Genomic DNA, 23,611 nt, shown 5'->3' on the forward strand with positions numbered 1-23,611 from the left:
AACGATGCTGGAATTGCTTGAGATCAAGGAGAGCTGGATTTGTGTACGAACTACCCCGTAAGGGTAGGAATGAGAACAAGGGCCGGAGTGGAGGAACGCAGGAGAGTCTGGATAAAAAACGCGGCGGTGAGCCCGCCGCGTACGAAGTTTACGGCGCCGATTTTTTAGCGGGTTCGGCGACAGCATCGTTGGCGGCCGGCTGGGTGCTGACGGCGGCAACGGGTTTTTCCACATTCTCGACCGGGCGCGAGGCCGGCAGTGAATCGCACGGTTTCTCTTGCGGACAGATCAGATCCAGCATTTTCAGCGTGACGCCGTTGGTCCAGCCGAAACCGTCCTGCAGCGGATATTCACCGCCGCCACCGCCGGTGCCCGTCGAGCTGACATCATACTTTTCGACCAGCTTTTGTTGACTGTCGTAGGTATGCTGAACATTGCTGAGGAAACGCCAGCTCACCTCCATCGCTATTTTCTGCTGACCGTAGTTTTGTAGCCCCTGGGCGGCAACCCACTGCAGCGGCGCCCAGCCGTTCGGTGCATCCCACTGCTGACCGCTGTTCACGTTAGTCGTGGTTAAGCCACCGGGTTTCAGTAGCTGCGATTCTGCCGCCGCAGCAACCTTCGCCGCGCGCTCGCGGGAAGCGGCGTTGACGTACAGTGGGAACAGGGCCGCGGCGGTGAGCTGATTACGTACTTTATGAGTCTTGAGGTCATAATCGGCGTACCAGCCCGCTTTATCATTCCACAGATATTTCTCCAGCGCCTTCTGGCGGTCGTTGGCCAGGGCATCGTACTGCGCCGCTTTGGCGCTGTCGCCCGCGGCCTTGCTGGCGCGTGCGAGGGTTTTCTCCATGTGGAACATCAGCGCGTTGAGATCGACCGGCACGATGCTGGTAGTGCGGATGGTGCCCAGTTTTTTCGGGTCATCCATCCAGCGTGAGCTGAAATCCCAGCCCGAGGCGGCGGCAGAACGCAGGTCGCGATAGATCTCGGTCGCCGGACGATTCGGGTTGTTCTTCGCGGTGGTGACATCATCGAGCCACGATTCCGGACGCGGCGTATCGTTATCATCCCAGTAGCGGTTCAGCAGCGCGCCATCCTCCATACGCACCACCCGCTGGTTGGCTTTTCCCGGCTCCAGCGCATCGGCGCCTTGCATCCAGTACTGGTACTCTTTTTCCATCTGCGGCAGCCAGGTTTTCAGCACCCGATCGCCATCATGGGTCGCGAGGAGCTCCACCATAAATGAGAAAAACGGCGGCTGTGAGCGGCTTAAATAGTAGCTACGATTACCGTTGGGGATGTGGCCCCAGGCATCGATCTCCGCCGCGAAGTTGGTCACCATATCCTCAACGTTATCCCAGTGCCCGCTCTCGGCCAGGCCCAGCATGGTGAAGTAGCTATCCCAGTAATACACTTCCCGGAAGCGGCCGCCGGGCACCACGTAGGGTTTAGGCAGCGGCAGCAAAGAGTCCCACTTTTCGACTTCAACGGTGCTGCGGGTGAGCACTGGCCACAGGCCGTCGATATGCTGACGCAGCGTCTGACCCTTCGGCGGAACGTAGCGGTCATTGTCTTTCGGCAGGGTGAAGTTCAGCTCGACGAAATGGCGCAGGTCGAAGCTGGTCTGGTTTTTTTGCATGCGATAGTCGGCCAGGATCATCAGCGGATCGCTATTGGGGATGGCATCGGCAAAGGTTTTCTGGTCGGGGAAGAGTCTGGCATTTTGTACATCATTAAACAGCGGGCCGAGCATCACATCCGGGGATGGCGGCACGGGTTTGGTTTCCACGGCCTGGGCGGCCAGCGTCGATAAAGCGAAAATCGCGCCTCCGAGCGCCAGAGATAAAGCGTAAGGCAACGTTGCGGGACGACGTGAAACCGATCTCGTCATGGGGAATTCTCCTTATCATTTCAGACGGTCTTGCCACTGCATTTGACCATCAGAAAACCTTAGACGAATATCCGCCATCCGGGGTGTTGCAGGTAACATTTTGCGTGAAAACAGACAATTTACCTGCCCGTCCGGGCAGAGAAACGAGAATAAAAGACCGGGGGAGAGCGGCGGTGTGCTGTTATCGGTCGATTAAAGTCTGAGGAGAACTGCGGGTGAATCGACGTCATTTTCTACTGTTAAGCGCCGTGTCGCTGTGGGCTGCGGCACGCGCCGGGGCCAGCGATCGCCGGGATGAGGCGCTCTGCTTATGGCCTGGCGAACCGCCGGGCGGCGGCGGGCCATCCGGGGCGCCGCGGCTCTCTGCGCGCGGCGCGCTCACTCATATTGCCCGGCCGCAGCTGACGGTGTGGCGACCGGCGCTATCCCGCGGTCATGGTGTACTGATTGCCGCCGGAGGCGGCTACCGGCGCATCGAAATGGCGAAAGAAGCCTGGCCTGCCGCGCGCTGGCTGACCGCACGCGGTTATACCGCCTATATCCTGAGCTACCGGTTGCCCGGCGAAGGGTGGGGCGCCGGCGCGCTGGCGCCGTTGCAGGACGCCCAGCGGGCGCTGCGGCTGATTCGCGCGCGGGAAGAACAGGTCAGCCTGCTGGGGTTTTCCGCCGGCGGGCATTTGCTGGGTATGGCGGCCTGCCGGGCCGATTTTGCCGCTTATTCGCCGCAGGATGCCCTCGATGATCGCCCGGCTCGTGCCGATAAAGCCGCGCTGATTTATCCGATTATTTCGCTGATGTCGCCCTATAGCCATACCGCGACGCACCGGATGCTGGCAGGAGCCCATGCCTCAGAGGCGGTTGACCGCGCCTGGTCGGTCCAGACCTACGTCAATGCACAGACGCCGCCCTGCTTTCTGGCCCAGGCGGAGGACGATTCGGTGTCCGATCCGCATAACACCCTGATCATGGCCGCCGCCTGCCGGCAGCATCAGATACCGGTCAGCCTCTATCGCTATGCCCGCGGCGGACATGGTTTTGCCATGGGCCGTCCCGGTACGCCGACCGTCGAATGGCCGGAGCATTACGCGCGCTGGCTGAACGGGGGCTAACCCTGATGGCGCAGGCGCACGATATTTGCCTCATGGTGGTGCACAACCGGCGTGGCATCGGCTATCGGGGTGATGGTTTTTTGCACAATAAAGCGGCGCGCTGCAGGGAATTGCACTCGTCTCATGCCGTCTGCTACCTGGCATAATAAATGCTTATCTCTTTGCGGGGTTACCCCAACGTGAGTATAACCGGAGGAGACGGCCATGATAAAAATAACGCTTCCTGACGGGCATTATTATGATGAGATGCTTACCGCGCAGGGACAGCAGCGTCACCACTATAACGCCTGGTGGCAATGGTTTCACAACACCGATCAATTCTCTATCCGGCAAAAGAAAGAGCAGGCGGAGCTGCTTTTTCACCGCATCGGCATCACTTTTAATGTGTATGGGGAAGATGAAGGTACCGAGCGTTTGATTCCGTTTGATAGCGTCCCGCGCATCATTCCCGGCGGAGAGTGGAAAAAGATCGATCGCGGTATTCGTCAGCGGGTCAAAGCGCTGAACGCCTTTTTGTACGATATCTACCACGAGCAAAATATCCTGCGCGCGGGCCTTATTCCGGCGGAGCAGGTACTGGCCAATGAACAATATCAGCCCTGCATGCAGGGGATAAATCTGCCCAATAATACCTATGCCCACATTACCGGCGTCGATATGGTGCGCAACAGCGACGGCCAGTATTACGTGCTGGAGGATAACCTGCGGACCCCTTCAGGGGTCTCGTATATGCTGGAAAACCGCAAAATGATGATGCGTCTCTACCCGGAGATGTTTGAAAATCACCATATTGCGCCGGTCGAGCGCTATCCGGGCTACCTGCTGCAAACCCTGCGTGAAAGTTCCCCGGTGGACGATCCCTGTGTGGTCGTGATGACGCCCGGGCGTTTTAACAGCGCCTATTTCGAACACAGTTTCCTCGCCCAGCAGATGGGGGTTGAGCTGGTAGAAAGCGCCGATCTGTTTATTAAATCGGGCGCGGTCTATATGCGCACCACCGAAGGGCCGCGGCGGGTGGACGTGATTTACCGGCGTGTTGATGATGCCTATCTCGACCCGCTGGCGTTTCGCGCCGACTCGATGCTCGGCGTGCCCGGCCTGCTGTCGGTATATCGCGCGGGCGGCGTGGTGCTGGCTAATGCGATTGGCACCGGCGTGGCGGACGATAAGTCGATCTACCCCTTTGTGCCGGAAATGATCCGGTTCTATCTTGGCGAGCAGCCGATTCTGAACAACATTCCCACCTGGCAGTGTCGTAAGCCGGAGGATCTGCAGTACGTGCTGGGCAATCTCGAGAGGATGGTGGTCAAGGAAGTTCATGGCGCCGGGGGATACGGCATGCTGGTGGGGCCGCGTTCAACCAAAGAAGAGCGGGAGATGTTTCGCCAGCGTCTGTTGGCCAATCCGGCTAACTATATCGGACAGGAGACCCTGGCGCTGTCAACCTGTCCGACCTTCGTGGAAGGGGGGCTGTCGCCGAGGCATATCGATTTGCGTCCTTTTGTCCTCTCCGGCCAGGAGATTCGTCTGGTGCCAGGCGGTCTGACGCGGGTGGCGCTTACCGAAGGCTCGCTGGTGGTGAACTCATCGCAGGGCGGGGGCACCAAAGATACCTGGGTGATGGAGGATGGTGAATCATGCTGAGTCGGACTGCGAGTGAACTATTCTGGATGGCGCGCTACCTGGAGCGCGCGGAAAGCTATGCCCGGGTGCTCGATGTGACGTGGAAGCTGTCGATGATCCCGCGTCACAGCCAGCAGTCGCGGGACCTGGCCCTGCCGCTGAATTTGTCCTTAACCCATGAACTGTTTCAGGCGCGACATGCGCGCTTCACCATGAGCAATTTGCTCAACTTCTTCGCCCTCGACGGCAACAACCCCTGCAGCATTTACAGCTGCGTGGAGATGGCCTGGAACAACGCGCACGCGGTTCGCGGCAGCCTGTCCGCCGAGGTGTGGGAGTGTATCAACGCGACGCGCATTGAACTGCGCCAGCTCCGCCAGCGAGGGATTAGCGAACTGGGCACCGATGGTTTTTTCGAGTGGGTAAAGGAGCGGGTGCACCTGTTTCGCGGCGCGGTGCTGGGTACGCTGCTGCGCAATGACGCGCTGAGTTTTATCGGTATCGGCACCTTGATTGAACGGGCCTACGCCACCACGCAACTGCTGCTGATCAAGGATCAGCAGCTGAGCAGCGATCCGGATCCGGTGCGTGAATACTACCGGCTGGATACTCTGCTTAACGCGGTCAGCGCCCGGGAAGCCTACAACAGTATCTTTCGCCAGCCGGTCACCCGGGAGACGGTGATGGAGCTACTGATTTTGCGCAACGACGTGCCGCGATCCCTGCGGGCCTGTATCTCCGATCTGATTGGTCAGCTGGAACATATCGCCAACGACCGCTCGCACCTGCCGCTGCGCCTGGCGCATCAGCTGAATGTCGATCTGCGCTTCAGCACCCGCGACGATCTGGCGGGCGCCGATTTACAAAGTTACCTCAACGGACTGCTGGCGCGTATTAATGCTCTGTCCGACAGCATCAGACAAACTTATCTGGAGGCGCTATGAAACTGGTCATCGATCACCTGACCCGCTACGGCTACGATGAAGAAGTGAAGTTTTCGACCCAGTATCTGCGCCTGACGCCGCGCAGCACCGGGCGGCAAACCATTACCGCCTGGACGCTGACCTTGCCGGAAGGCGCGGCGGTGACGACCACCGACGCGTGGGGAAATGTCCTGCATGTGTTAACGCTCGACAATCCTCACAAAGAGATTGCCATCCGCGCCAGCGGGATCGTGGATATTGCCGAGGACAGCGAACAGAGCGATGTGGCGGAAGAGGAGCTGCTCTCTCCGCTGGTCTATTTACGCTGTACGCCGTTGACCCGTGCCGACGATCGGATCCGCGAGTTTGCCCGGCGCCTGTATCGCCACGACGAGCCGGAGGAGAGCCTGAATCAACTGATGGCGGACCTGCTGCTGAGAATGCCATACTCACCGGGAGCCACGCAGGTACAGGACTCTGCCGCGGATGCCTTTGCCAGGGCAAAAGGCGTCTGCCAGGATCACACGCACGTCTTCCTCGCCTGTTGTCGCGCGCTGGAGATCCCGGCGCGCTACGTCAGCGGCTACGTTTACAGCGATAATGCCCAGCATGTCGCGATGCACGCATGGGCAGAGGTGTGGCTCAACGGACGCTGGCAATCTTTTGATATCACCAATAATACCCGTCACCTCAACCAGCATCTGCGGCTGGCGACCGGGCTGGACTATCTTGACGCCTGCCCGGTGCGCGGTACCCGGCTGGGCGGCGGCGGGGAAATAATGCTAACCAACGCTGAAGTGCGCGAGCATTCGCAACAGGCACAGCAGCAATAAAAGCAGGAACAATTAACGATGACCTACTGTGTGGCCATGTGTTTAGCGGATGGACTGGTTTTCGCCTCAGATTCCCGTACCAACGCGGGAGTGGATCATATTGCGACCTTTAAAAAGCTCCATGTCTTCGCCGAGGACGGTGAACGCGTCATGGTGCTACAGTCCGCCGGCAATCTGGCCACCACCCAGAGCGTCATAAGCCTGCTGAGTACGCGGATTGCGACTCAGCAGGAGCCTAATTTGATGCAGGTGAGTTCGCTGTATGATGCGGCGATGCTGATCGGCAAAACGCTGCAGGAGGTGATTCAGCGCGACAGCAGCAATCAGCAGCACTGTGGCAACACCAATTTCAACTGTAATCTGCTGCTGGGCGGGCAGATTGCCGGGGAAACGCATCGCCTTTTCCATATCTACCCGGAAGGCAATTTTATTGAAGCCTCGTACGACACCCCTTATTTCCAGATTGGCGAGAGCAAATACGGCAAGCCGATTATCGACCGGGTGCTCAGCCGGGAGACACCGCTGGAGCAGGCGATGTGCTGTGCGCTGATCTCGATTGACTCCACCTTGCGCAGCAATCTCTCCGTGGGCCTGCCGCTGGACACGCTGCTGTACCGCAGCGGCAGTTTGAGCAGCGCCGGCCAGCATCGCATCACCGAAAGCGACCCGTACTTCAACACCATTCGCAAGGCGTGGTCGGAAGGACTGCAAAACACGTTCCTGACCTTGCCGCCCTTTGCGCCGGGCGGCGATCGTTAACGCGTGGTCTGCGGTGAGAAATAGCGTCCCGGCGTCATGCCGGTCATGGTGCGGAAAAAGTAGATAAAGGCGCTGTCGCTGGCGAAATCCAGCGCCTGCGCGGTATCGGTAATACGCGCCCCGGTGGCCAGCAGCTCCACCGCTTTCATCAGGCGCCACTGCTGGCGCCACTGCTGATAAGTCATCCCGGTATCGCGACGGAAAATCCGGCTGATGGTTTTTTCGCTGGCTCCGCAGCGGATCGCCAGCTGCTGCAGCGGCGGCAGCAGGGCGTCGCCGGCGAGCAGCGCCAGACGCTTATCCTGAGGCAGGGCGAGCATCATCGGCTCCTGCGTCGCGCTGCACATTTCCGCCTCGCAAAGCGCGGCGAGGTGCCAGCCGATGCCGTTCTGCCAGTCACTATCCCACGGGCTGGCGGCGATTCGCTCCAGCAGTTCGCGCAGCAGCGGGCCGACGTTAAGGATCGCCGGATGACGTGGGAGAGCAGGATAGTGGGTCGGATGAAACCAGATCGAGCGATAGTCGACAATGCTTTTCATCTCCGCACGATGGTCTATACCGGCCGGTATCCAGGCCGCCCGGGTGGGCGGCAGCAGGCACAGCAGCGCGCCGTTGTTGAGGGTCAGGCGTACGCAGCCCTGACGGGTAAACAGCAGCTGTCCCATCCGGTGCAGGTGGCTACCTGAATCATGTTGGCCCAGCGCCGAGCAGACGCCAATCACCCTGTTATGCAGATCGTCCGGATTAAATAGCGCATTCGCCTCGAGCCACGCCATGATGTCTGATTTCCGATATAAAAAGTCATTATGTTTATAATGTGCGATTTATGGTCCGCCTACAATAGCGCCTCTTAATGGTTCAGGAGGTGATGATGTTCGGGCGTTCGGCCATGGTGCTGGTCACCGCATTATTGATGTTCCCGCAGATCGTGGAGACGATTTACAGTCCGGCGCTGACCGATATCAGCCGCTATTTTTCCATCAGCGCGGCAGAGGCGGCGCAGACTCTGTCGGTTTACTTTATCGGCTTCGCCGTCGGCGTTCTGTACTGGGGCCGATTCAGCGACCGCTATGGCCGGCGTCCGGCGCTACTGGCGGGTCTCGCGACCTATGCCCTGGGCTGCGTGCTGGCGCTGGCGGCGCGTGATTTCACTTTACTGCTGGTCGCCCGGATACTGTCGGCGTTCGGTGCGGCAACGGGGTCTGTGGTGAGCCAGACTATCCTTCGCGACCGCTTTAACGGCCGCCAGCTTGCCGCTCTCTTCTCGATGATGGGCCTCGTGCTGGCGGTCAGCCCGGCGGCAGGCGTCTACCTCGGCGGCGCCATCGTTGCCGGCTGGGGAATGCACGGTGTGTTGACGGCCCTCGCGCTGCTGGCCGCGGTTTTGCTGCTGCTGTGCTGCTGGCTGCTGCCGGAAACTCGTCCGCCGCAGCATGTTCACACCGCGTTTTTACCGCTGTTACGCCGGATGGCGACGGATAAGTCGCTGGCGCTGGCGGTCCTGCTGGTGGCGGCCTTCAACGTCAGTCTGTTCAGCTATTACAGCCTGGCGCCGTTCATTTTCGCGCAGCTGCGTCAGGGGAGCGTGGCTTTTGGCTACAGCGGCATCGCCTTGGCCGTCGGGTCGTTGGCCGGGGCGCTGTTCAATCGTTGGCTGCTCCGCAAAGCCGTTGCGGAAGCGGGAATATTGCTGCTCGCCTGTCTGATACAGCTGATCAGCAGCGTAGCGGTGTTCTGCCTGGCGGATACGCTGCTGTTCCTGCTGCCGATGATGGGGATCACCTGCGCCTACGCCATGGCGATCCCGCTGCTACTCGGCACGGCGCTGGGCGCTTATGGTCACTGTCGGGGAACCGCCGGGGCTATCTTCGGCCTGGCCTATTATGTGCTGATTGGCCTCGGGCTGGCGGCGGTGGGATGGGGGCAATCGCTGGGTGGAACGCTGATCGTGAGCGCCAGCGTAAGCTGCATCGCCGGGCTACGCTATGGCTGCTGTTTGCGCGACATGCGGGCGGGGGCGACCTGACCCGCCCGCGAGGTTCAGCGTGCGGATACCAGCCGTTCGCCGCTGGCGGCGTCGAAAAGATGGATTTTCTCGCGCCGTACCGCCAGCGATAAGGGCTGACGGATAGTCGCTTCGAGACGCCCGGCGACCTGGACATGGATTGGGAAGCCCTGCCAGTCGAGATGCAGCAGCGTGGACTCGCCGGTGATCTCGACAATATTGACGACCCCCGGCAGCCCTTCGTCAGCCGGCTGAATATCCTGCGGACGCAGACCGACAATCACCGGCGCCTGACCCTGCCGTGCCGCCGCCGGATACCAGCGTTCAGGTAGAGCCAGCCACAGTTCGCCGCACTGCACGCCGGGCTGGCCATCGCGCTGCTGAATCTGCCCCTCCAGCAGATTCATCGGCGGGGAGCCGATAAAGCGCGCCACGAAGGTGTTGCAGGGGCGATCGTAAATCTCCAGCGGCGCCCCCTGCTGCACGATCACGCCATCGCGCATCACCACGATCTGGTCGGCAAGCGTCATGGCTTCAACCTGATCGTGGGTGACGTAAATCATGGTGGTGTTGAAGCGCTGGTGCAGGGATTTGATCTCGGCCCGCAGCTCCATGCGCAGCTGGGCATCGAGGTTGGAGAGCGGCTCATCGAACAGAAAAACCTGCGGGTTGCGCACCATCGCCCGGCCCATGGCCACGCGCTGACGCTGGCCGCCGGAGAGCGCTCGCGGATAGCGGCCGAGCAGCTTATCGATACCCAGCATGCTGGCGATGTGCTGAACCTTGTTTTTCTGTGTCGCCTTGTCGACTTTTTTGACCTGCATATGAAAGGCGAGGTTTTCCGCCACCGTCAGATGGGGATAGAGCGCGTAGCTCTGAAAAACCATGGCGACATCGCGGTCCGCGGGATCGAGATCGTTGATTGGGCGGCTGTTCATCAATATCGTTCCCGCCGACAGGCTTTCCAGCCCGGCCAGCAGGCGCAGCAGCGTTGACTTTCCGCAGCCGGATGGCCCGACCAGCACCGTAAAGCTGCCGTCCGGAATGGTCAGATCCAGCGGATGCAGCACCGTCTGTTTACCGTACTGCTTGGCGACGTTTACCAGTTCAACGCTGGCCATAGTCGACCTCCTCGATATGGTGTTGCAAGGTTCGCCAGTCGGGATAGCGACGCGGGGATGAACCGATCGCGTATGCGGCCACGGCGTTGCCCCAACGTAACGCCTGTGAGGCCGACTGGCCGTTTAACAAACCGGCAAGAAACCCGGCATTAAAACTGTCTCCGGCGCCGATGGTGTCGATGACCTCGACCGGTTTCGCCGGCGCGTGATGCCCCTGGTCTGCCGTCCACCACCAGGCGCCATCGGCGCCGCATTTGACAATGCAGCCGCCCCGGCCGCTGAGACGCGTCGCCAGCGTGCGGGCCGCCGCCGGGAGTACGTCCATATCTGCAAGGCCGAGCGTTTCAACCTCATTGAGCAGCAGCCAGTCGCAATCGCCCAGCCAGCGGTGGGTCGCCTCACGCAGCGCGCTGTCCCAGCTGTGCGGCGGCCAGCCGGTATCGACCGCCACCTGAAAACCGCGGTCGCGCAGGGTCGTCAGCAGACGCGGATAGTCCGGTAACAGCGCGGTGCATAAGAAGGTGCCGCAGAGCAGCACAATATCGCCGGGCGTCGCCCGGGTCGGGAGCTGGGTCAGAATGTCGTCGGCGGACAGGCGGGTGATATGTCCATAGTTGCTGAGAAACGAGCGTTCTTTGTCGGGATGCGTCACCGCCACCGTCAGCGAGGTCTCGCAGGGATACTGCGGCCAGCGTTCGGCGCTGCCGGGGAACTGCGCCGCCAGCCAGGCGGTAAAGGCGTCGTCTCCCTGGCAGCCGACGGTGCAGTGGGGGATCTGCATGGCCGCCGCCGCCAGTGCGCAGTTGCCCGCGGAGCCGCCGGGGCGCAGCGCGCTGTGTTCCAGCATCACCTCGGTGCCGGGGAGCGGCCAGTGCGCGAGGGTCCCCATAATTAAGTCAATATTGTAATTACCTGCGATATAGAGCACAGGCGCGGTGAGCGTTTGCATAGTTATCCTTTACTTCCACCGTGAGTGAGACCGCTGACCAACGTTTTTTGTAACCAGATGGCGATAAACAGCGGCGGGACCGAGGCGAGGATACCGACCGCCGCCACCAGTCCATCGTCGGTGGCGCGCCCGGCGGTGAATCCGGCAATGGTGACCGGCAGCGTCTGGGCGGTAATGTTGCTGGTAAACAGCAGCGCATAGAAAAACTCGTCCCAGGCCAGCAGCCAGCCGAACAGCGCCGACGCCCCCAGCATCGGTTTTGCCAGGGGAAGGGTGATGCGCAGCAGCACCTGCCAGACCCGCAGACCGTCGAGTCGGGCGGCCTGCTCAATATCCTGCGGCAGCGCGTCGAACTGATTTTTCACCATCCAGGTGAGAAACGGCATAATCAGCGAACAGTAGACCAGCACCAGCCCGCTGCGGGTATTCAGCAGCCCGAAATGTTCGAGAATAAAATAGAGCGGCAGCACGAAGGCCACCGGCGGCACCATATAGATGCCGAGTCCGGCGTACAGCCAGCCGTCGCGTCCGGGGTAGCGCGAGAAGCTGAAGGCAGCAGGCACCGCCAGCAGCAGCGACACCAGCGTCGCCCCCGCGGCAACCAGCAGGCTGTTGCGCAGAGCGGGGAGAAACAGCGCGCCGGGCTCGCCGGGCTGCAGTGACAGCAGACGGGCGTAGCGGCTGAAGTCCCACTGGCGCGGCAGCCACTCCAGCGGTACCCGGGTCAGATCGGCCGTGGCGCTGACGCTCATCAAAAAGAGCCACGTCATCGGGGCAAGTATCGACAGCGCGACCAGCAGGGCCGCCAGGTAGCGCAGCAGAATACGCAGTTTACGCTTCATAATCAGTGCTCCGGCGACGCTGACGAAGCAGCATAAACAGATACAGGACGATCAGCAGGGCGCACATCAGGGTCATCAGGATGGCGTACGCCGCGCCGCTGCCCGCCCGCAGATAGCTAAAGGACTCCTGGTAGACGAAGAAACTCAGCGTGCGGGTACTGTCCAGCGGCCCGCCGCGGGTCATCACGTAGATGATATCGAAGACTTTAAACGCGTCGATGGTGCGCAGGACCAGGGCCACGCCGAGCGGGGCGACGATCGCCGGGAAAGTAATGGCGCGAAAACGCCGCCATGACGAGGCGCCGTCAAGGCGGGCTGCTTCGTATAAATCCTCCGGAATGGATTGCAGCGCGGCCAGCACCAGCAGGGTGACCAGCGGATAGTTTTTCCAGATATCCGCCAGCATCACCGCGTTGAGCGCCGAGTCCGGCGACCCCAGCCAGCTGCGGTAACCGTCGATAATGCCCCATTGACTGAGCAAGGCGTTAATACTGCCGTAGTCCGGGTTGAAGTTGAGCCGCCACATCATCGCGTTAACGATAGTCGGCAGCGCCCAGGGCAAAATGACCAACACCCGCAGGATATTGCGTCCGACAAATTTCTGATTGAGCAACAGCGCCACCAGCACGCCGATAACCCCTTCAATAGCGACGGAGACCACGGTGAAATAGAGCGTGCGGGCGAAGGCGGCGCGAAAATCCGGATCGGTTAACGCATACAGATAGTTATCCAGCCAGAGGTAATTGGTCGCATCGCCATTGCCCACCAGCGCGGTGTCGGTAAAGCTCAGCCATAGCGTGCGCGCCAGCGGCCAGGCCGTCAGCAGAAACATCACGATGAGCATGGGTGCCAGAAGCACCCATGCCTGACGCCGCTCGCGTTGTTGCAAACTCAGCATCAAATGTCCTTAACGCAGGCGCGCCGCGCTTTTGTCGACGGCTTGCATCGCGGCATCCGGGGCGGCCTTGTCCTGCAGGACGGCCTGAAGCTGCTGCTGTAACGCGTTGGAGAGGCGCGAGTAGTCCGCGGTTTCCGGACGCGACAGCATCACGTTCAGTGATTTATCCGCTGCGGCGATCAGGTTCTCCTGACCTTTCGCCACGGCCGGGTCCTGGTAGGAGGATTTCCATACCGGCAGGCTCAGCTTCGCATACTTATCCTGCACCGGTTGGGAGGTCAGATAATGGATATACTGCCACGCCTGTTCCGGATGCTGGCTGGCTTTGGCAATGCCCAGCCCCATTGACCCGTTCACCGCGCCGGGTTTGTCCGGCGTATCACCGGGCGCCGGCATAATGCCGACATCGCCCGCGACCTTACTTTGTTTCGGGTCGTTGGCCATGTTGTACATATAGGTCCAGTTCAGGGCGAATGCCGCGTCGCCGTTGGAGAAGGCCTTGCGCACATCCTCTTCGAGATATTCGCGGGAGGCCGGATTGCTCAACCCGTCATCCAGCGATTTCTTCATCAGCGTGACCGCTTTCAACGACGCCGGAGTGGAGAAATCCAGTTTACCGTTCTGATAAAACTGCCCGCCAAACCCGGAGACGAGGGTGGTGTAGTCGCACACCAGCGCTTCTGCCTGCGACCAGCTCCACACCAGCGGGTATTTAACGATACCTTTATCCTTGATGATTTTGGCGTCATCCATTACCTGTTGCCAGGTGGTCGGCAGCTGCTTGATCCCGGCTTTGTCCAGCATCGCTTTGTTGTAGTAAAGATACTTGGTGTCGAGGATCCACGGCATGCCCAGCGTTTTGCCTTTGTAAACCACGGTATTCATGGCGCCGGGGAAGACCTTCTCCCGTTCGGCGGCGGGAATACGTGCCGAGACATCCTGCAGGAGATCGAAGTGGCTAAATTCGGCAGGCCAGATGGCATCGAAGAGCACCACGTCGTAGCCGTTACCGCCGGCCCCGCGTGCGGCCACGATTTTGTCATGCAACGCTTCGTAGGGGACGAACTCAAGGTTGATTTTGATATCCGGGTTTTGTTTTTCGAAGTCGGCGGTCATGGCACGAATGTCATTTTCGCTGTATGCCGCCTGGGTCATAAACAGGGCGTTAACCTGGGTGGCTGCCGCCGCCGCACTCCCGCTGATGACCAGCATAGCCAGCAGACCGGCTTTAACCCGAAATGCACTGTAGTCGTTCATGTTGCTCTCCGCGGTACTGAAAAGAGGGATATGATTTATTAAATCAATTTGATTGACTTAATCGGGGCGACAATACGGCCCAAACGTCATTCGTGGCCCTTAGCATAAGCGTAGCAAAGCTTATGCCACCCGAAAGGCGGGCGGAGAATGTCGTTGCGCGAATTGTGACGCTGGCTAAAATTGCAGCATGATGCGACCAGGAAGGGACGGAATGAAAACCTCGGGAACGAACCTTGAACATGCGCGAGTACACAACCGGCGGGTGGTGATTGAGGCCGTGCGTCTGCACGGTACCCTGACCCGGGCGGAGCTGGCGCGAATGACCGCGCTGACGCCGCAAACGGTCTCCAATATTGTCGCCGAGCTACAGCAGATGGCGCTGCTCACCAGCCATGAACCGCGCCGCGCCGCAGGGCGTGGCCAGCCGGCGGTGCCGGTGAGTCTCAACCCCGCCAGCGCGTGGTCCATCGGGATCCATCTCGACCATCAAACCTTGATCATCGTGCTGGTGGATCTCACCGGCGAGATCCATTTCCGCCGGCTCATTCTGGTGCAAAAGCCCCAACCTGGTGCCACCTTTGCCCGCATTGCCGAGGTGGTGCAGGAGATCAAAGCGCTACCCGGGCTCGACTGGAGCCGGGTGCTGGGCATTGGCGTGGTGATGCCGGGGCCGTTTGGCGTGGAGGGCATTTCATCGACCGGGCCGACCACCCTCAACGGCTGGGAAGGGGTGGATGTGGCGTCGGAGCTGGGGCGGATAAGCGGTCTGCCGGTCACCCTCGAAAATGACGCGACGGTGGCGGCTATCGGCGAGCGCTTCCACGGAGTGGCGCGCCAGCTGAATTCGTTTGTTTATCTGTATATCGGCACCGGGCTTGGCGCCGGGATCTTCACCGACGGTCATATTTATACCGGCCACGCCCATAACGCCGGAGAGGTCGGGCATATCGTGGTGCAACCGGGAGGACGCGCCTGCTACTGCGGCAACCAGGGCTGCCTTGAGCGCTACGTTTCCCTGCAGGCGGCCTATGAGTTTTGCGGCCTCGACCCCTACCGGGCGTTGCCCGAGGATCTGCTGGCGGTGGAGGCATCGCTGTTCGATCGGTGGGTGGAGACGGCGTTACCCTCGCTGCGCCAGGCCATTAATTTGCTGGAGTGCGTTTTCGATGCGGAAACGGTGGTGGTCGGCGGCATGATGCCCGCGCCGCTACTGGAGAAAGTGCTGGCCCGTCTGCCGCCGCTGTATCAGTCGGTGCGCGGGCGCTATCTCCCGGCCATGCGGGTGAAAATGGGGATGACGGGCACCGACACCGCCGCCCTCGGCGCTGCCGCACTGCCGATCTTCGATGAGTTTAATCCGCAGTTTCAGGCCTTGATGAAGTAGGCCCGCCGCGGTTCAGTACAGCAACGGTCGGGCCGCGCGTCGCGGATGAGCCCGCGAAAGGACCGCCGGCGGGGACTCATCGCGAGCGGACCACGCGGTTAAAGGCGTTGATTCACGCTTTCGCCAGCGGCAAGTTGTGGATCTGCAGTACCGCTCTGGCGGCTTCCTGACCTTTTTTGATGAAATGCTGGCTGTAAAAATCGATGAACTCGTCGGCAGGCTGGAAGTTGTGCGGCGTCAGAGATACCGAGAACATCGGGACTTCGGTAGCCAGCTGGGCCTGCATCAGACCGCTGACCACGGCCTGGGCGACAAAGTCATGGCGATAGATACCGCCATCGACCACCAGCGCGGCGCACACGATGGCATCATAGCGTCCGCTTTTTGCCAGCTTCTGGGCCAGAAGCGGCATTTCAAATGCGCCAGGGACATCCCAGCTGTCGAGCGAATAATCAACCTGCTGACGTTCCAGCTCCTGCTGAAAACCGGTCTGCGCCTGGCTGACGATGTCACTGTGCCAGTTGGCTTTGATAAAGGCGACGTTTAACGATGGCATGGCATACTCCTGTAAAATGACCGCATCAGGCGAGTCAAAGAATGTTGATCTTCAGGTCTTATACTCCGCGAGCCGTTTCAGGCGACCACCGGGCGATGCTGTCAATTGCTCGGTTCACGCGCGTTCACACGGAGCTCAGGTCCGATCTCATTATCCCAACGCGCTAGCGCATTCAGCCGCGGTTCGGACGTGATCCGGGCGTTAACATTATACTGTTATGTCAAGAGACGATAGCCGTTTTTATCCGCCGCGCGCCGCGCAATACCGGGTTCCGGGTCGGCGGGCGGCGCGGCCGTCGCCTGGGGGCAGGGCGCGCTGTCCCGCCGGACAGAAAAGTGCGCGCATCACCATTTTCTGGCAAAGCTAAGTGATTTAAATTCTTTGTTATTTTCCGCATTTTCTCACATCTTCTGGAGGCAAAAAGTAACGCGGAGAGAGTACCGGTAGTGATGACACAGCACTCGTCGAAGTACCTGCATCAGCAGCAGCGCGATCTGATTCGCCAGCTTTCCCGCCGCTGGCTGTGGCGCAGTGAATTACCCACCTGGATATTAATAATTGTGGTCTACAGCGGCTGGTTTATGACCCTCGCCTACTGGCAGACGCTGGGGCTTTTCCCGGCGACCGTGCTGCTCATCTGGTTTACCGCCTGGTATATGTCGTTGCAGCATGAGCTGATCCACGGCCATCCGACGCCCTGGCGGTGGTGTAATCAGCTGCTGGGTACGCTACCGCTGGCGGTGTGGTATCCCTACGGGCTTTATCGCGACTCGCATCTGGCGCACCACAATAACGACCGGCTGACGCTGCCGGTGGATGACCCCGAATCCTACTATTTTAGTGCCGAAAGCTGGCGCCGTTTCTCGCCCTGGCAGCGTAAAGTGATACATCTGCGCAATACGTTTTTCGGCCGACTGTTGCTGGCCCCGCTGCTGGATATTGTGCAGACGCTGGTCAGCGCGGCGAACGCCTTTCGCTATCGGCAGGGGAAAGCGATGCTAATGTGGCTGGTGCACGGCGGATTGCTGGCCGCGCTCCTGACGTGGATGGCGCGCTGTGATTTTTCACCGCTCTATTTCGTGGTGGTCATCAGCTATCCGGCGCTGGCGCTGACCAAAATTCGCTCCTTCCTCGAACATCGGGCCGCTGACGATCCGCTGGCGCGCTCGGTCATCAATGAGGCCGGGCTGTTGTGGCGGGTGCTGTTTCTGAATCTGAACTACCACTCCGTGCATCATGACCTGCCCGGCGTACCGTGGTACGGGCTGAGAAAAATCTATCTGCTGGAGCGAGATCGCTACCAGCAGCGTAACCACGGGTTCGTGGTGCGCGGCTATGGCGAGTGGCTGCGCGCCTTTTTCTTCCGCGCGGTGGCGGTTAACGCCCATCCGGGTATCGGAAAAGCCTCCCGGGCAGGGGAGCAGACAGGTGAGCGCGATGAGTCATAACGTGAATTTGCCGATGTATGCGGTGCGTCTGCCTGAGAACCAGGCGTTAGAAGCTGCGGTGCGGGAACTGCTTCTCGCCCGAGGCATTGCCGTGAGTTCGCCAACGCCGCCGCCGGCGGACCTACTTTCGCACTGGCGTCAGCCGGACCTGCTGCTGAGCCAGACCTGCGGCTACCCGCTGGTGACTCTGTTGCCGGAGGTTCAGACGGTGGGCTGTTTTCACTATTCGGCGCCCGGCTGTGAAGGCATTGATTATCGCAGCCTGCTGGTGGCCCGTGCGGCGGATAACGCGCGGTCGCTCGCCGATTTCCGTGGGCGGCGGGCTATCTGCAATTCGCCCGATTCGCAGTCAGGTTACAACGTGTTACTGAAAATGGTGGCTCCGCTCGCCCGCGAGGGGCGTTTTTTTGCCGGGGTTAATTTCAGCGGCAGCCACCGGCAGTCGCTGCTCGGCTTACAGCAGGGGACGGGCGATATGGCCGCCATCGACTGCGTTAGCTGGGCGCTGCTGGTGCGTCACGAGCCTGCCGTACTGGAGGGCTTGTGCGTTATCGGCCAAACGCCGTCGGCGCCAGGGCTACCGCTGATTACCGGGCCACAAACGTCAGCGCAAACCCTCGCCGGTTTGCGATCGGCGCTGCGGCAGCTGGTCAGCGATGCGCGATATCGGGAGCGCTGCGAGGCGCAGTTTATCTGCGGTTTCAGCCCGGTGACCCGGGAACCCTATTCCCGATTGCTGGCGTGGCGCGAAGAGGCGCGTCAACAGGGCGTGACGCAACTCTGAAAGACCGGAGAAGGGCTGACCTCCTCCGGGTAAGGCGTCGCATGCGTTGCCGCCTGCTATCGGGTAAAGCGGTTATCTACCTGCGGTAAGCCCAGTTTTTCCCGCAGGGTACCCGGCAGATAGCGCTTTTTCATGGCGCCGCTGCGTTGAAGGATCGGCACCACCTGCTCGACAAAACGATCGAAATCGCCCGGCAAGAGCGGGAACATCAAGTTAAACCCATCGGCCGCGCCGGCGCGCCAGATCGCGGTAAGCTCGTTGGCGACCTCTTCTGCGCTGCCAATCAGCAGCCAGCTATCGGAGCTTTGCAGCAGTAAACGGCCCAGTTCCAGTATGGTCAGCGCCGGGTCGTAGTCGCGGATCAGCCGCAGCGCGGTGCGAATGCCGTCAAACGTCTCTTCATCCGGCAGCGGCGGCAGCGGCTGGTCGACAGCACAGGTCGAGAGGTCCATACGCAGGTAGGAAGAGAGCAGGTCGATAGCCATCCGATCGCTCATCAACCGGTTGTTTAGCTGCTGGCGCTGCTCTTTTTCATCACTGGAGTTCACCACCACCGGCAGCACGCCGGCGATGATTTTAAAGTGTGCCGGGTCGCGTCCGTTCGCCAGCAGCCGCTGGTTCATCTCCTGGCGATAGCGCAGCCCCTCTTCAATGGATTTAATAAACACGAAGTGCATATCTGACCAGGTGGCCGCCAGCGCTTTCCCTGCCTCCGACGATCCGGCCTGTACCAGCAGCGGATGGCCCTGCGGCGGACGCGGCACGTTCAGCGGTCCGCGAACGTTAAAGAATTCGCCGTGATGGTCGAGGTGATGGACTTTCTGTTTGTCGGCAAACAGGCCGCTCGCCTTGTCGTACAGGACGGCATCCTCTTCCCAGGAGTTCCAAAGCCGGGTGACTACGTCAATAAATTCACCGGCGCGCTGATAGCGGTTGCCGTGTTGGGGCAGCTGTCGGAGGCCGAAGTTTGCCGCCTCTTCCTCCAGCCACGAGGTGACGATATTCCAGCTTGCCCGGCCGTTGCTCAGAAAATCGAGTGAGGCAAAGTAGCGTGCAAGGTTGTAGGGCTCGTTATACGACGTCGATGCCGTCCCCATCAGGCCAATATGCTCGGTGACGGCCGCCAGCGCGGCGAGCAGGGTAATGGGTTCCAGCCGGGCGTTGGCGTAGTGGGTCAGACCGCTGGGCACCGTATCCCAGATAGCGATATGATCGGCAATAAAAATAGCATCGAGCGTGGCCGCCTCGGCTTTCCTGGCCAGTTCGGCATAATAACTGAGGGTAAAAATTTCTTTTCCCGGCGCCTGCGGGTGGCGCCAGGAGAAGCGATAATCTCCCTGGGGATTGAAGAAGAACAGATTCAGAATCATCGGGTTTTTAGACATCGTCGCACTCATTCAACTGATGGCCACTCCCTGGCCGGATGATTAAGGGGTCGTCAGGTTGGCATTAACCCATTGTTCGGCCACGGCCGCCGGGTCTTTATGCTGAAGATCCACCTGCTGGTTCAGCGCAATCAGCGAGGCATTGTCGAGTCTGGCGGAGACCGCATTGAGCACGCTGCTGACGTTCGGCGACAGGCTGGCCTTGCGCACCAGCGGCACGACGTTCTGGCTGGGCTGTTCATGCTTATCGTCGGCTAAGACCACCCAATCCTCTTTCGCCAGATTGCCCTGGGTAGAGACCACCGTAGCGACGTCGATTTTGCCGGAATTTAGCGCCAGACGGGTCAGCGGCCCGCCCATATCCAGCGATTTCACCGCTTTAAACTCAAGGCCGTAGACGCGCTTGAGCCCCGGTAACCCCAGCGCGCGCACCGCCAGCTCCGGCGGCCCGCCGATGGTCAGTTGATGGGCGATGGGTTGAAGATCGGAGAGTTTCGTCAACTGGTATTTTTTCGCCGTCTCCGCGCGTACCGCCCAGGCGGTAATCGACGTGGCTGGTGAAGGGTCAAGCAGTGTAAAATCGGTGGGCAGTACTTTCGCCAGTTCTGCGCTCACGTCGCTCTGGCGAGTCGCCTGGGTTTTCCCGTCATAATAGTTAAGCAGGGCGCCAAGATATTCCGGCACAATATCGATCTCGCCGCTCTTTAGCGCCGGCAGAATAATCTCGCGGTTGCCGAGATTAAGCCGGGTTTTGACCTCAATATTCTTTTTCTTCAGTGCGCTGGCGTAAATATTGGCGAGAATAGAGCTCTCGGTAAAATTGGCTCCGCCGATAGTCACGCTTTCTGCCAGTACGCTAAAACTCAAACTGAATAATCCGGCGGCGAGGAGAGATAAACGGAACCGTCGGGCGTTAACAGGGAACCCCAAAATATGCTTCATAGTGCCTCTTTATATGCAGGTGATTTATGGTTGTGGTCGTTGTTTAATACTCTGGTGCGATAGCGGTATGACGCCATCTGCGGCTACAACAGCTGAACAGCAGTTCACTGCCGATAGCCAGTAGCGAGACCACCAGCGACCCGGCAATAACCTGTGGAATATCGCGCTGGCCAAGACCGTCAATCAGGAAACGCCCCAGCCCACCCAGGCCGGCGTAGGCGGCGACCACGGCGGTGGCGATCAGCTGGACCAGCGCGGTGCGCAGCCCGGCGATAATCAGCGGCGCCGCCAGCGGAATACGCAGTTGCCACAGGCTTTGCCATGGCGTCATTCCCAGCGCGGTAGCGGCGTCGCAAAGCGGGCGATCGGCATGATAAATCCCGACCCAGGTATTGGTCAGCACGGGGGGGATCGACATGGCCACCAGCGCGGCAAACACCGGCAGATCATTAAAACCAAATAAAATAATGCACAGCAAAATAAGCCCTAATGAGGGAATAGCGCGGCCAATATTAAACAGATTAATAATAAGGAAGGCGCCTTTCCGCCAGTAGCCGAGGGCAATGCCCAGCGGCAAAGCGATTGCCGATGCGATAGCGATGCTGATCAGCACATAATAAATATGCTCGCGCAGGCGCAGTAAAATACCCGCATCGCCGAACCAGTGTTCGGGTTGTGAAAACCAGTGGACGGTAGCCAGTAATATATCCATTAGCGTGCCCAGGGCGTTAGCCAATAGCCGATGTGGGCAATCAGCGAATCCAGTAAAAACGACAGCACGAGGCTTAATGCCAGGCTGACAACAATCGGGGTGAGAAAATCCTGATTAAAGCCCGCCAGCAGCAATTGCCCCAGACCGCCCTGGCCAATCAGCGCGGTGACGGTCACCAGCCCCACCAGCGTCACGGAGGCAATCCGCAGACCGGCAAACAGAGAGGGCGCCAGCAGAGGTAACTCAATATCCATAAACCGGTATCGGCGTGTGTAGCCGAGCGCGCGAGCCGACTCCAGCACGGCGGCAGGCAGCTTTTCGATTCCGGCGATAACGTTACGCAGCAGGATCAACAGTGAATAGATGGTTAACCCGATGACCGAGGTCGTCAGCGACAGGCCGGTAAAGGGCAGTAACAGAATAAATAACGCCAGCGACGGGATAGTAAAGATGACCCCGCAAAGATAAATCAACGGCTGAGCGGTGGCGGGCCAGCGTAGCGTTACGACCAGCAGCGCGCCCGTTAACAGCGTACCAAAAAACAGCGAGATGCAGACCAGCTGCGTATGCTGCCACAGCAGGTCGCCAATCAGGATTTTATTGTCAACCATCCACTGCCAGTCAATCATAGCGGCGAATTTCCACGTGGCCATCCAGCACATGCTGGAGCAGGGCATGAGAAATGGTGCCCTGATACTGGCCATTGCTGTCCACGTGCACCAGCACGCCCCCCGGCGCATCCAACAGCGCGCTGTAGGCAAAACGCAGCGTATTCAGGGCCTGCAGCGGCTGAACAATCGGCAGCGTGACGCGTTTATCCGGGTCGAACCAGTGAACGGGACGTTGTTCTTTATCCAGCACCAGCCGCAGCGGGCTGGCGACCGTCGGATGCGCGGTGGCTATCGGGGATAAACCTTCGTCAACCAGCGTGACATCATGTCGCGGTAGCTGGCCGACCTGAATCATCCCCAGCCGTTTCAGGTTAGGTTCGGGACCGATAAAGCGTTGGACAAACTCGCTCGCCGGGTGGGCGAGAAGCCGGTCCGGCGTATCACACTGCGCCAGCACGCCCCCTTCCTGGAAGATGGCGATCTTATCTCCCAGCCGGATGGCCTCATTAATGTCATGTGTTACCAGCACGATGGTTTTATGCAGGCGCTGCTGAATAAGCAATAGCTCATCCTGCAGACGCTCGCGGACTACCGGGTCAATGGCGGCGAAGGGTTCGTCCATCAGCAGAATCGGCGGATCGGCGGCTAACGCCCGGGCAATCGCGACGCGTCCCTGCTGCCCGCCGGAGAGCTGGTGCGGGTAGCGCGTCAGCAGGTGACGGTCCAGTGACATTAAGTCCACCAGTTCATCGATACGGGTGCGAATCTGCGCTTTACGCCAGCCCAGCAGACGAGGGACGGTGGCGATATTTTGCGCCACCGTGCGATGGGGAAACAGCGCGGCGCTTTGCATGACAAAGCCAATTTTGCGTCGCACCTGAATGATATCGACCTGCGCGATGTTAACGCCCTGGACATAGACGCTGCCGGAGTCCGGTTTATCGAGCTGATTAATCATGCGCAGGATTGTGGTTTTGCCGCATCCGCTGGGACCGACAAACGTGCAGAATTCACCGTCATTAATTATCAGGTTCAGGCCGCGTATTGCCGCATGCGCGCTGCCGGGGTAGGTCTTATTGATGTTTTCTAATCTGATCATCGGGAATTGTAGCACTCTGAATATATTGAGAATTTATGGCTTTTACGGCGGCACGAATAAAATACAAATTACAGAGCGGCCATGGGGAGGGCAAATACGTTATTCGCAATTGCATAGTTGGAATCTGTTCAACTCTGTCCCGCCCAAAACGCAGTTTTTATCTGATCCGGCCGCGCAGAGCGCGTTTTTGTTCTGCAGGCGTGGCGAAAACGACGATTCTGCTGCCGTTTTGCGCGCGGAAAGGGGGAGACGCAGAATATTGATTTCAGAATTTGTGATGTATGGCACAAACGTCTGGATGGTAAAGTTTTTGTCGTATGAAAAGTTACATTTGATTTTAATCAAGAAATTACGTGCTGAAAATGGTGAAAAATGCAGAGTTAAAATTGTATGGGAAATGATAATGTATTGTATCTGGTATTTTGCGCAATAATGAATAAAACATACTTTTACAAACAACCGGGGCGGAAAAGTGTG

The 23,611-nt window shown here is 59.5% G+C and carries 23 protein-coding genes; 9 read left to right on the forward strand and 14 right to left on the reverse strand.

Annotated elements, in window-relative coordinates; all coding sequences use genetic code 11:
• Positions 1-148: 148 nt before the first annotated feature.
• Complete coding sequence (locus DSD31_RS09790; RefSeq protein ID WP_032717120.1) at positions 149-1,894, reverse strand: alpha,alpha-trehalase; 1,746 nt, start codon at positions 1,892-1,894, stop codon at positions 149-151.
• A gap of 215 nt (positions 1,895-2,109) precedes the next feature.
• On the opposite strand from DSD31_RS09790, the gene DSD31_RS09795 reads away from it, so the two are divergent.
• On the forward strand, positions 2,110-3,003 hold the full coding sequence (locus DSD31_RS09795) for an alpha/beta hydrolase (protein ID WP_064356934.1): 894 nt from the start codon (positions 2,110-2,112) through the stop codon (positions 3,001-3,003).
• On the opposite strand, the gene DSD31_RS26555 is transcribed toward DSD31_RS09795, so the two are convergent.
• Entirely contained in the window at positions 3,000-3,128 is a 129-nt protein-coding gene (locus DSD31_RS26555) for a hypothetical protein (RefSeq protein WP_255265535.1), read from the reverse strand. The two genes, DSD31_RS09795 and DSD31_RS26555, sit on opposite strands and share 4 nt — an antisense overlap.
• A 79-nt stretch (positions 3,129-3,207) precedes the next feature.
• Here DSD31_RS26555 and DSD31_RS09800 point away from each other — a divergent pair, with 79 nt between their 5' ends.
• Genes DSD31_RS09800 through DSD31_RS09815 form a run of 4 tightly spaced genes read left to right on the forward strand, consistent with a single transcriptional unit; the run spans position 3,208 to position 7,141 of the window.
• On the forward strand, positions 3,208-4,647 hold the full coding sequence (locus tag DSD31_RS09800) for a circularly permuted type 2 ATP-grasp protein (RefSeq protein WP_004863765.1): 1,440 nt from the start codon (positions 3,208-3,210) through the stop codon (positions 4,645-4,647).
• Positions 4,641-5,570, forward strand: coding sequence for an alpha-E domain-containing protein (locus DSD31_RS09805; RefSeq protein WP_004863763.1), 930 nt, complete (start codon positions 4,641-4,643; stop codon positions 5,568-5,570). The genes DSD31_RS09800 and DSD31_RS09805 overlap by 7 nt, the downstream gene beginning before the upstream one ends.
• Positions 5,567-6,382: a transglutaminase family protein gene (locus DSD31_RS09810; protein WP_004863760.1), complete on the forward strand. Its 816-nt coding sequence runs from the start codon at positions 5,567-5,569 to the stop codon at positions 6,380-6,382. Before DSD31_RS09805 ends, DSD31_RS09810 begins: the two co-directional genes overlap by 4 nt.
• A gap of 18 nt (positions 6,383-6,400) precedes the next feature.
• A complete protein-coding gene (locus DSD31_RS09815; RefSeq protein ID WP_048024020.1) occupies positions 6,401-7,141 on the forward strand; it encodes a proteasome-type protease in 741 nt (246 codons plus the stop codon).
• Here the strand turns inward: DSD31_RS09815 and DSD31_RS09820 are convergent.
• Positions 7,138-7,917 (reverse strand): AraC family transcriptional regulator, encoded by a 780-nt coding sequence (locus DSD31_RS09820; protein ID WP_113991011.1) that lies wholly within the window; start codon positions 7,915-7,917, stop codon positions 7,138-7,140. The genes DSD31_RS09815 and DSD31_RS09820 overlap by 4 nt on opposite strands.
• Positions 7,918-8,012: 95 nt before the next feature.
• On the opposite strand from DSD31_RS09820, the gene DSD31_RS09825 reads away from it, so the two are divergent.
• Positions 8,013-9,167, forward strand: a complete 1,155-nt coding sequence (locus DSD31_RS09825; RefSeq protein WP_044348964.1) for a Bcr/CflA family efflux MFS transporter — start codon at positions 8,013-8,015, stop codon at positions 9,165-9,167.
• A gap of 14 nt (positions 9,168-9,181) precedes the next feature.
• On the opposite strand, the gene DSD31_RS09830 is transcribed toward DSD31_RS09825, so the two are convergent.
• Genes DSD31_RS09830 through DSD31_RS09850 form a run of 5 tightly spaced genes read right to left on the reverse strand, consistent with a single transcriptional unit; the run spans position 9,182 to position 14,213 of the window.
• Positions 9,182-10,267, reverse strand: coding sequence for an ABC transporter ATP-binding protein (locus DSD31_RS09830; protein ID WP_015584048.1), 1,086 nt, complete (start codon positions 10,265-10,267; stop codon positions 9,182-9,184).
• Positions 10,254-11,216, reverse strand: coding sequence for a carbohydrate kinase family protein (locus DSD31_RS09835; RefSeq protein ID WP_004863745.1), 963 nt, complete (start codon positions 11,214-11,216; stop codon positions 10,254-10,256). Before DSD31_RS09835 ends, DSD31_RS09830 begins: the two co-directional genes overlap by 14 nt.
• A gap of 2 nt (positions 11,217-11,218) precedes the next feature.
• The gene (locus DSD31_RS09840; RefSeq protein WP_004863742.1) at positions 11,219-12,058 is read right to left on the reverse strand and encodes a carbohydrate ABC transporter permease; all 840 of its coding nucleotides are present in this window, start codon (positions 12,056-12,058) and stop codon (positions 11,219-11,221) included.
• The gene (locus DSD31_RS09845; protein ID WP_004863739.1) at positions 12,048-12,956 is read right to left on the reverse strand and encodes a carbohydrate ABC transporter permease; all 909 of its coding nucleotides are present in this window, start codon (positions 12,954-12,956) and stop codon (positions 12,048-12,050) included. Before DSD31_RS09845 ends, DSD31_RS09840 begins: the two co-directional genes overlap by 11 nt.
• Positions 12,957-12,965: 9 nt before the next feature.
• Positions 12,966-14,213 (reverse strand): extracellular solute-binding protein, encoded by a 1,248-nt coding sequence (locus tag DSD31_RS09850; protein ID WP_113991012.1) that lies wholly within the window; start codon positions 14,211-14,213, stop codon positions 12,966-12,968.
• 211 nt (positions 14,214-14,424) lie between these two features.
• Between DSD31_RS09850 and DSD31_RS09855 the strand changes: the two genes are divergently transcribed.
• The gene (locus DSD31_RS09855) at positions 14,425-15,597 is read left to right on the forward strand and encodes an ROK family transcriptional regulator (protein WP_004863733.1); all 1,173 of its coding nucleotides are present in this window, start codon (positions 14,425-14,427) and stop codon (positions 15,595-15,597) included.
• Positions 15,598-15,709: 112 nt separating this feature from the next.
• Here DSD31_RS09855 and DSD31_RS09860 read toward each other — a convergent pair whose 3' ends face one another.
• Complete coding sequence (locus DSD31_RS09860) at positions 15,710-16,153, reverse strand: 6,7-dimethyl-8-ribityllumazine synthase (RefSeq protein WP_015584050.1); 444 nt, start codon at positions 16,151-16,153, stop codon at positions 15,710-15,712.
• Positions 16,154-16,602: 449 nt separating this feature from the next.
• Between DSD31_RS09860 and DSD31_RS09865 the strand changes: the two genes are divergently transcribed.
• Positions 16,603-17,601, forward strand: a complete 999-nt coding sequence (locus DSD31_RS09865; RefSeq protein WP_004863727.1) for a fatty acid desaturase — start codon at positions 16,603-16,605, stop codon at positions 17,599-17,601.
• The gene (locus tag DSD31_RS09870) at positions 17,591-18,385 is read left to right on the forward strand and encodes a phosphate/phosphite/phosphonate ABC transporter substrate-binding protein (RefSeq protein WP_113991013.1); all 795 of its coding nucleotides are present in this window, start codon (positions 17,591-17,593) and stop codon (positions 18,383-18,385) included. Before DSD31_RS09865 ends, DSD31_RS09870 begins: the two co-directional genes overlap by 11 nt.
• Before the next feature lie 56 nt (positions 18,386-18,441).
• On the opposite strand, the gene DSD31_RS09875 is transcribed toward DSD31_RS09870, so the two are convergent.
• From DSD31_RS09875 to DSD31_RS09895, 5 genes are read right to left on the reverse strand one after another with little or no spacing between them, the layout of a single operon-like run.
• On the reverse strand, positions 18,442-19,770 hold the full coding sequence (locus DSD31_RS09875) for an LLM class flavin-dependent oxidoreductase (RefSeq protein ID WP_113991014.1): 1,329 nt from the start codon (positions 19,768-19,770) through the stop codon (positions 18,442-18,444).
• A gap of 42 nt (positions 19,771-19,812) precedes the next feature.
• Positions 19,813-20,712 carry an ABC transporter substrate-binding protein gene (locus tag DSD31_RS09880; protein ID WP_064356941.1) on the reverse strand — a complete coding sequence of 300 codons (900 nt, stop codon included), beginning with the start codon at positions 20,710-20,712 and terminating at the stop codon, positions 19,813-19,815.
• A gap of 43 nt (positions 20,713-20,755) precedes the next feature.
• Positions 20,756-21,424, reverse strand: a complete 669-nt coding sequence (locus tag DSD31_RS09885; RefSeq protein ID WP_004863718.1) for an ABC transporter permease — start codon at positions 21,422-21,424, stop codon at positions 20,756-20,758.
• Positions 21,424-22,053 carry an ABC transporter permease gene (locus DSD31_RS09890; protein ID WP_015584055.1) on the reverse strand — a complete coding sequence of 210 codons (630 nt, stop codon included), beginning with the start codon at positions 22,051-22,053 and terminating at the stop codon, positions 21,424-21,426. The genes DSD31_RS09885 and DSD31_RS09890 overlap by 1 nt, the downstream gene beginning before the upstream one ends.
• Entirely contained in the window at positions 22,046-23,134 is a 1,089-nt protein-coding gene (locus DSD31_RS09895; protein WP_015584056.1) for an ABC transporter ATP-binding protein, read from the reverse strand. The genes DSD31_RS09890 and DSD31_RS09895 overlap by 8 nt, the downstream gene beginning before the upstream one ends.
• Positions 23,135-23,611 lie beyond the last annotated feature (477 nt).

The sequence above is a fragment of the Klebsiella sp. X13 genome (assembly GCF_003323835.1).
Classification (GTDB): Bacteria; Pseudomonadota; Gammaproteobacteria; order Enterobacterales; family Enterobacteriaceae; genus Klebsiella; species Klebsiella ornithinolytica.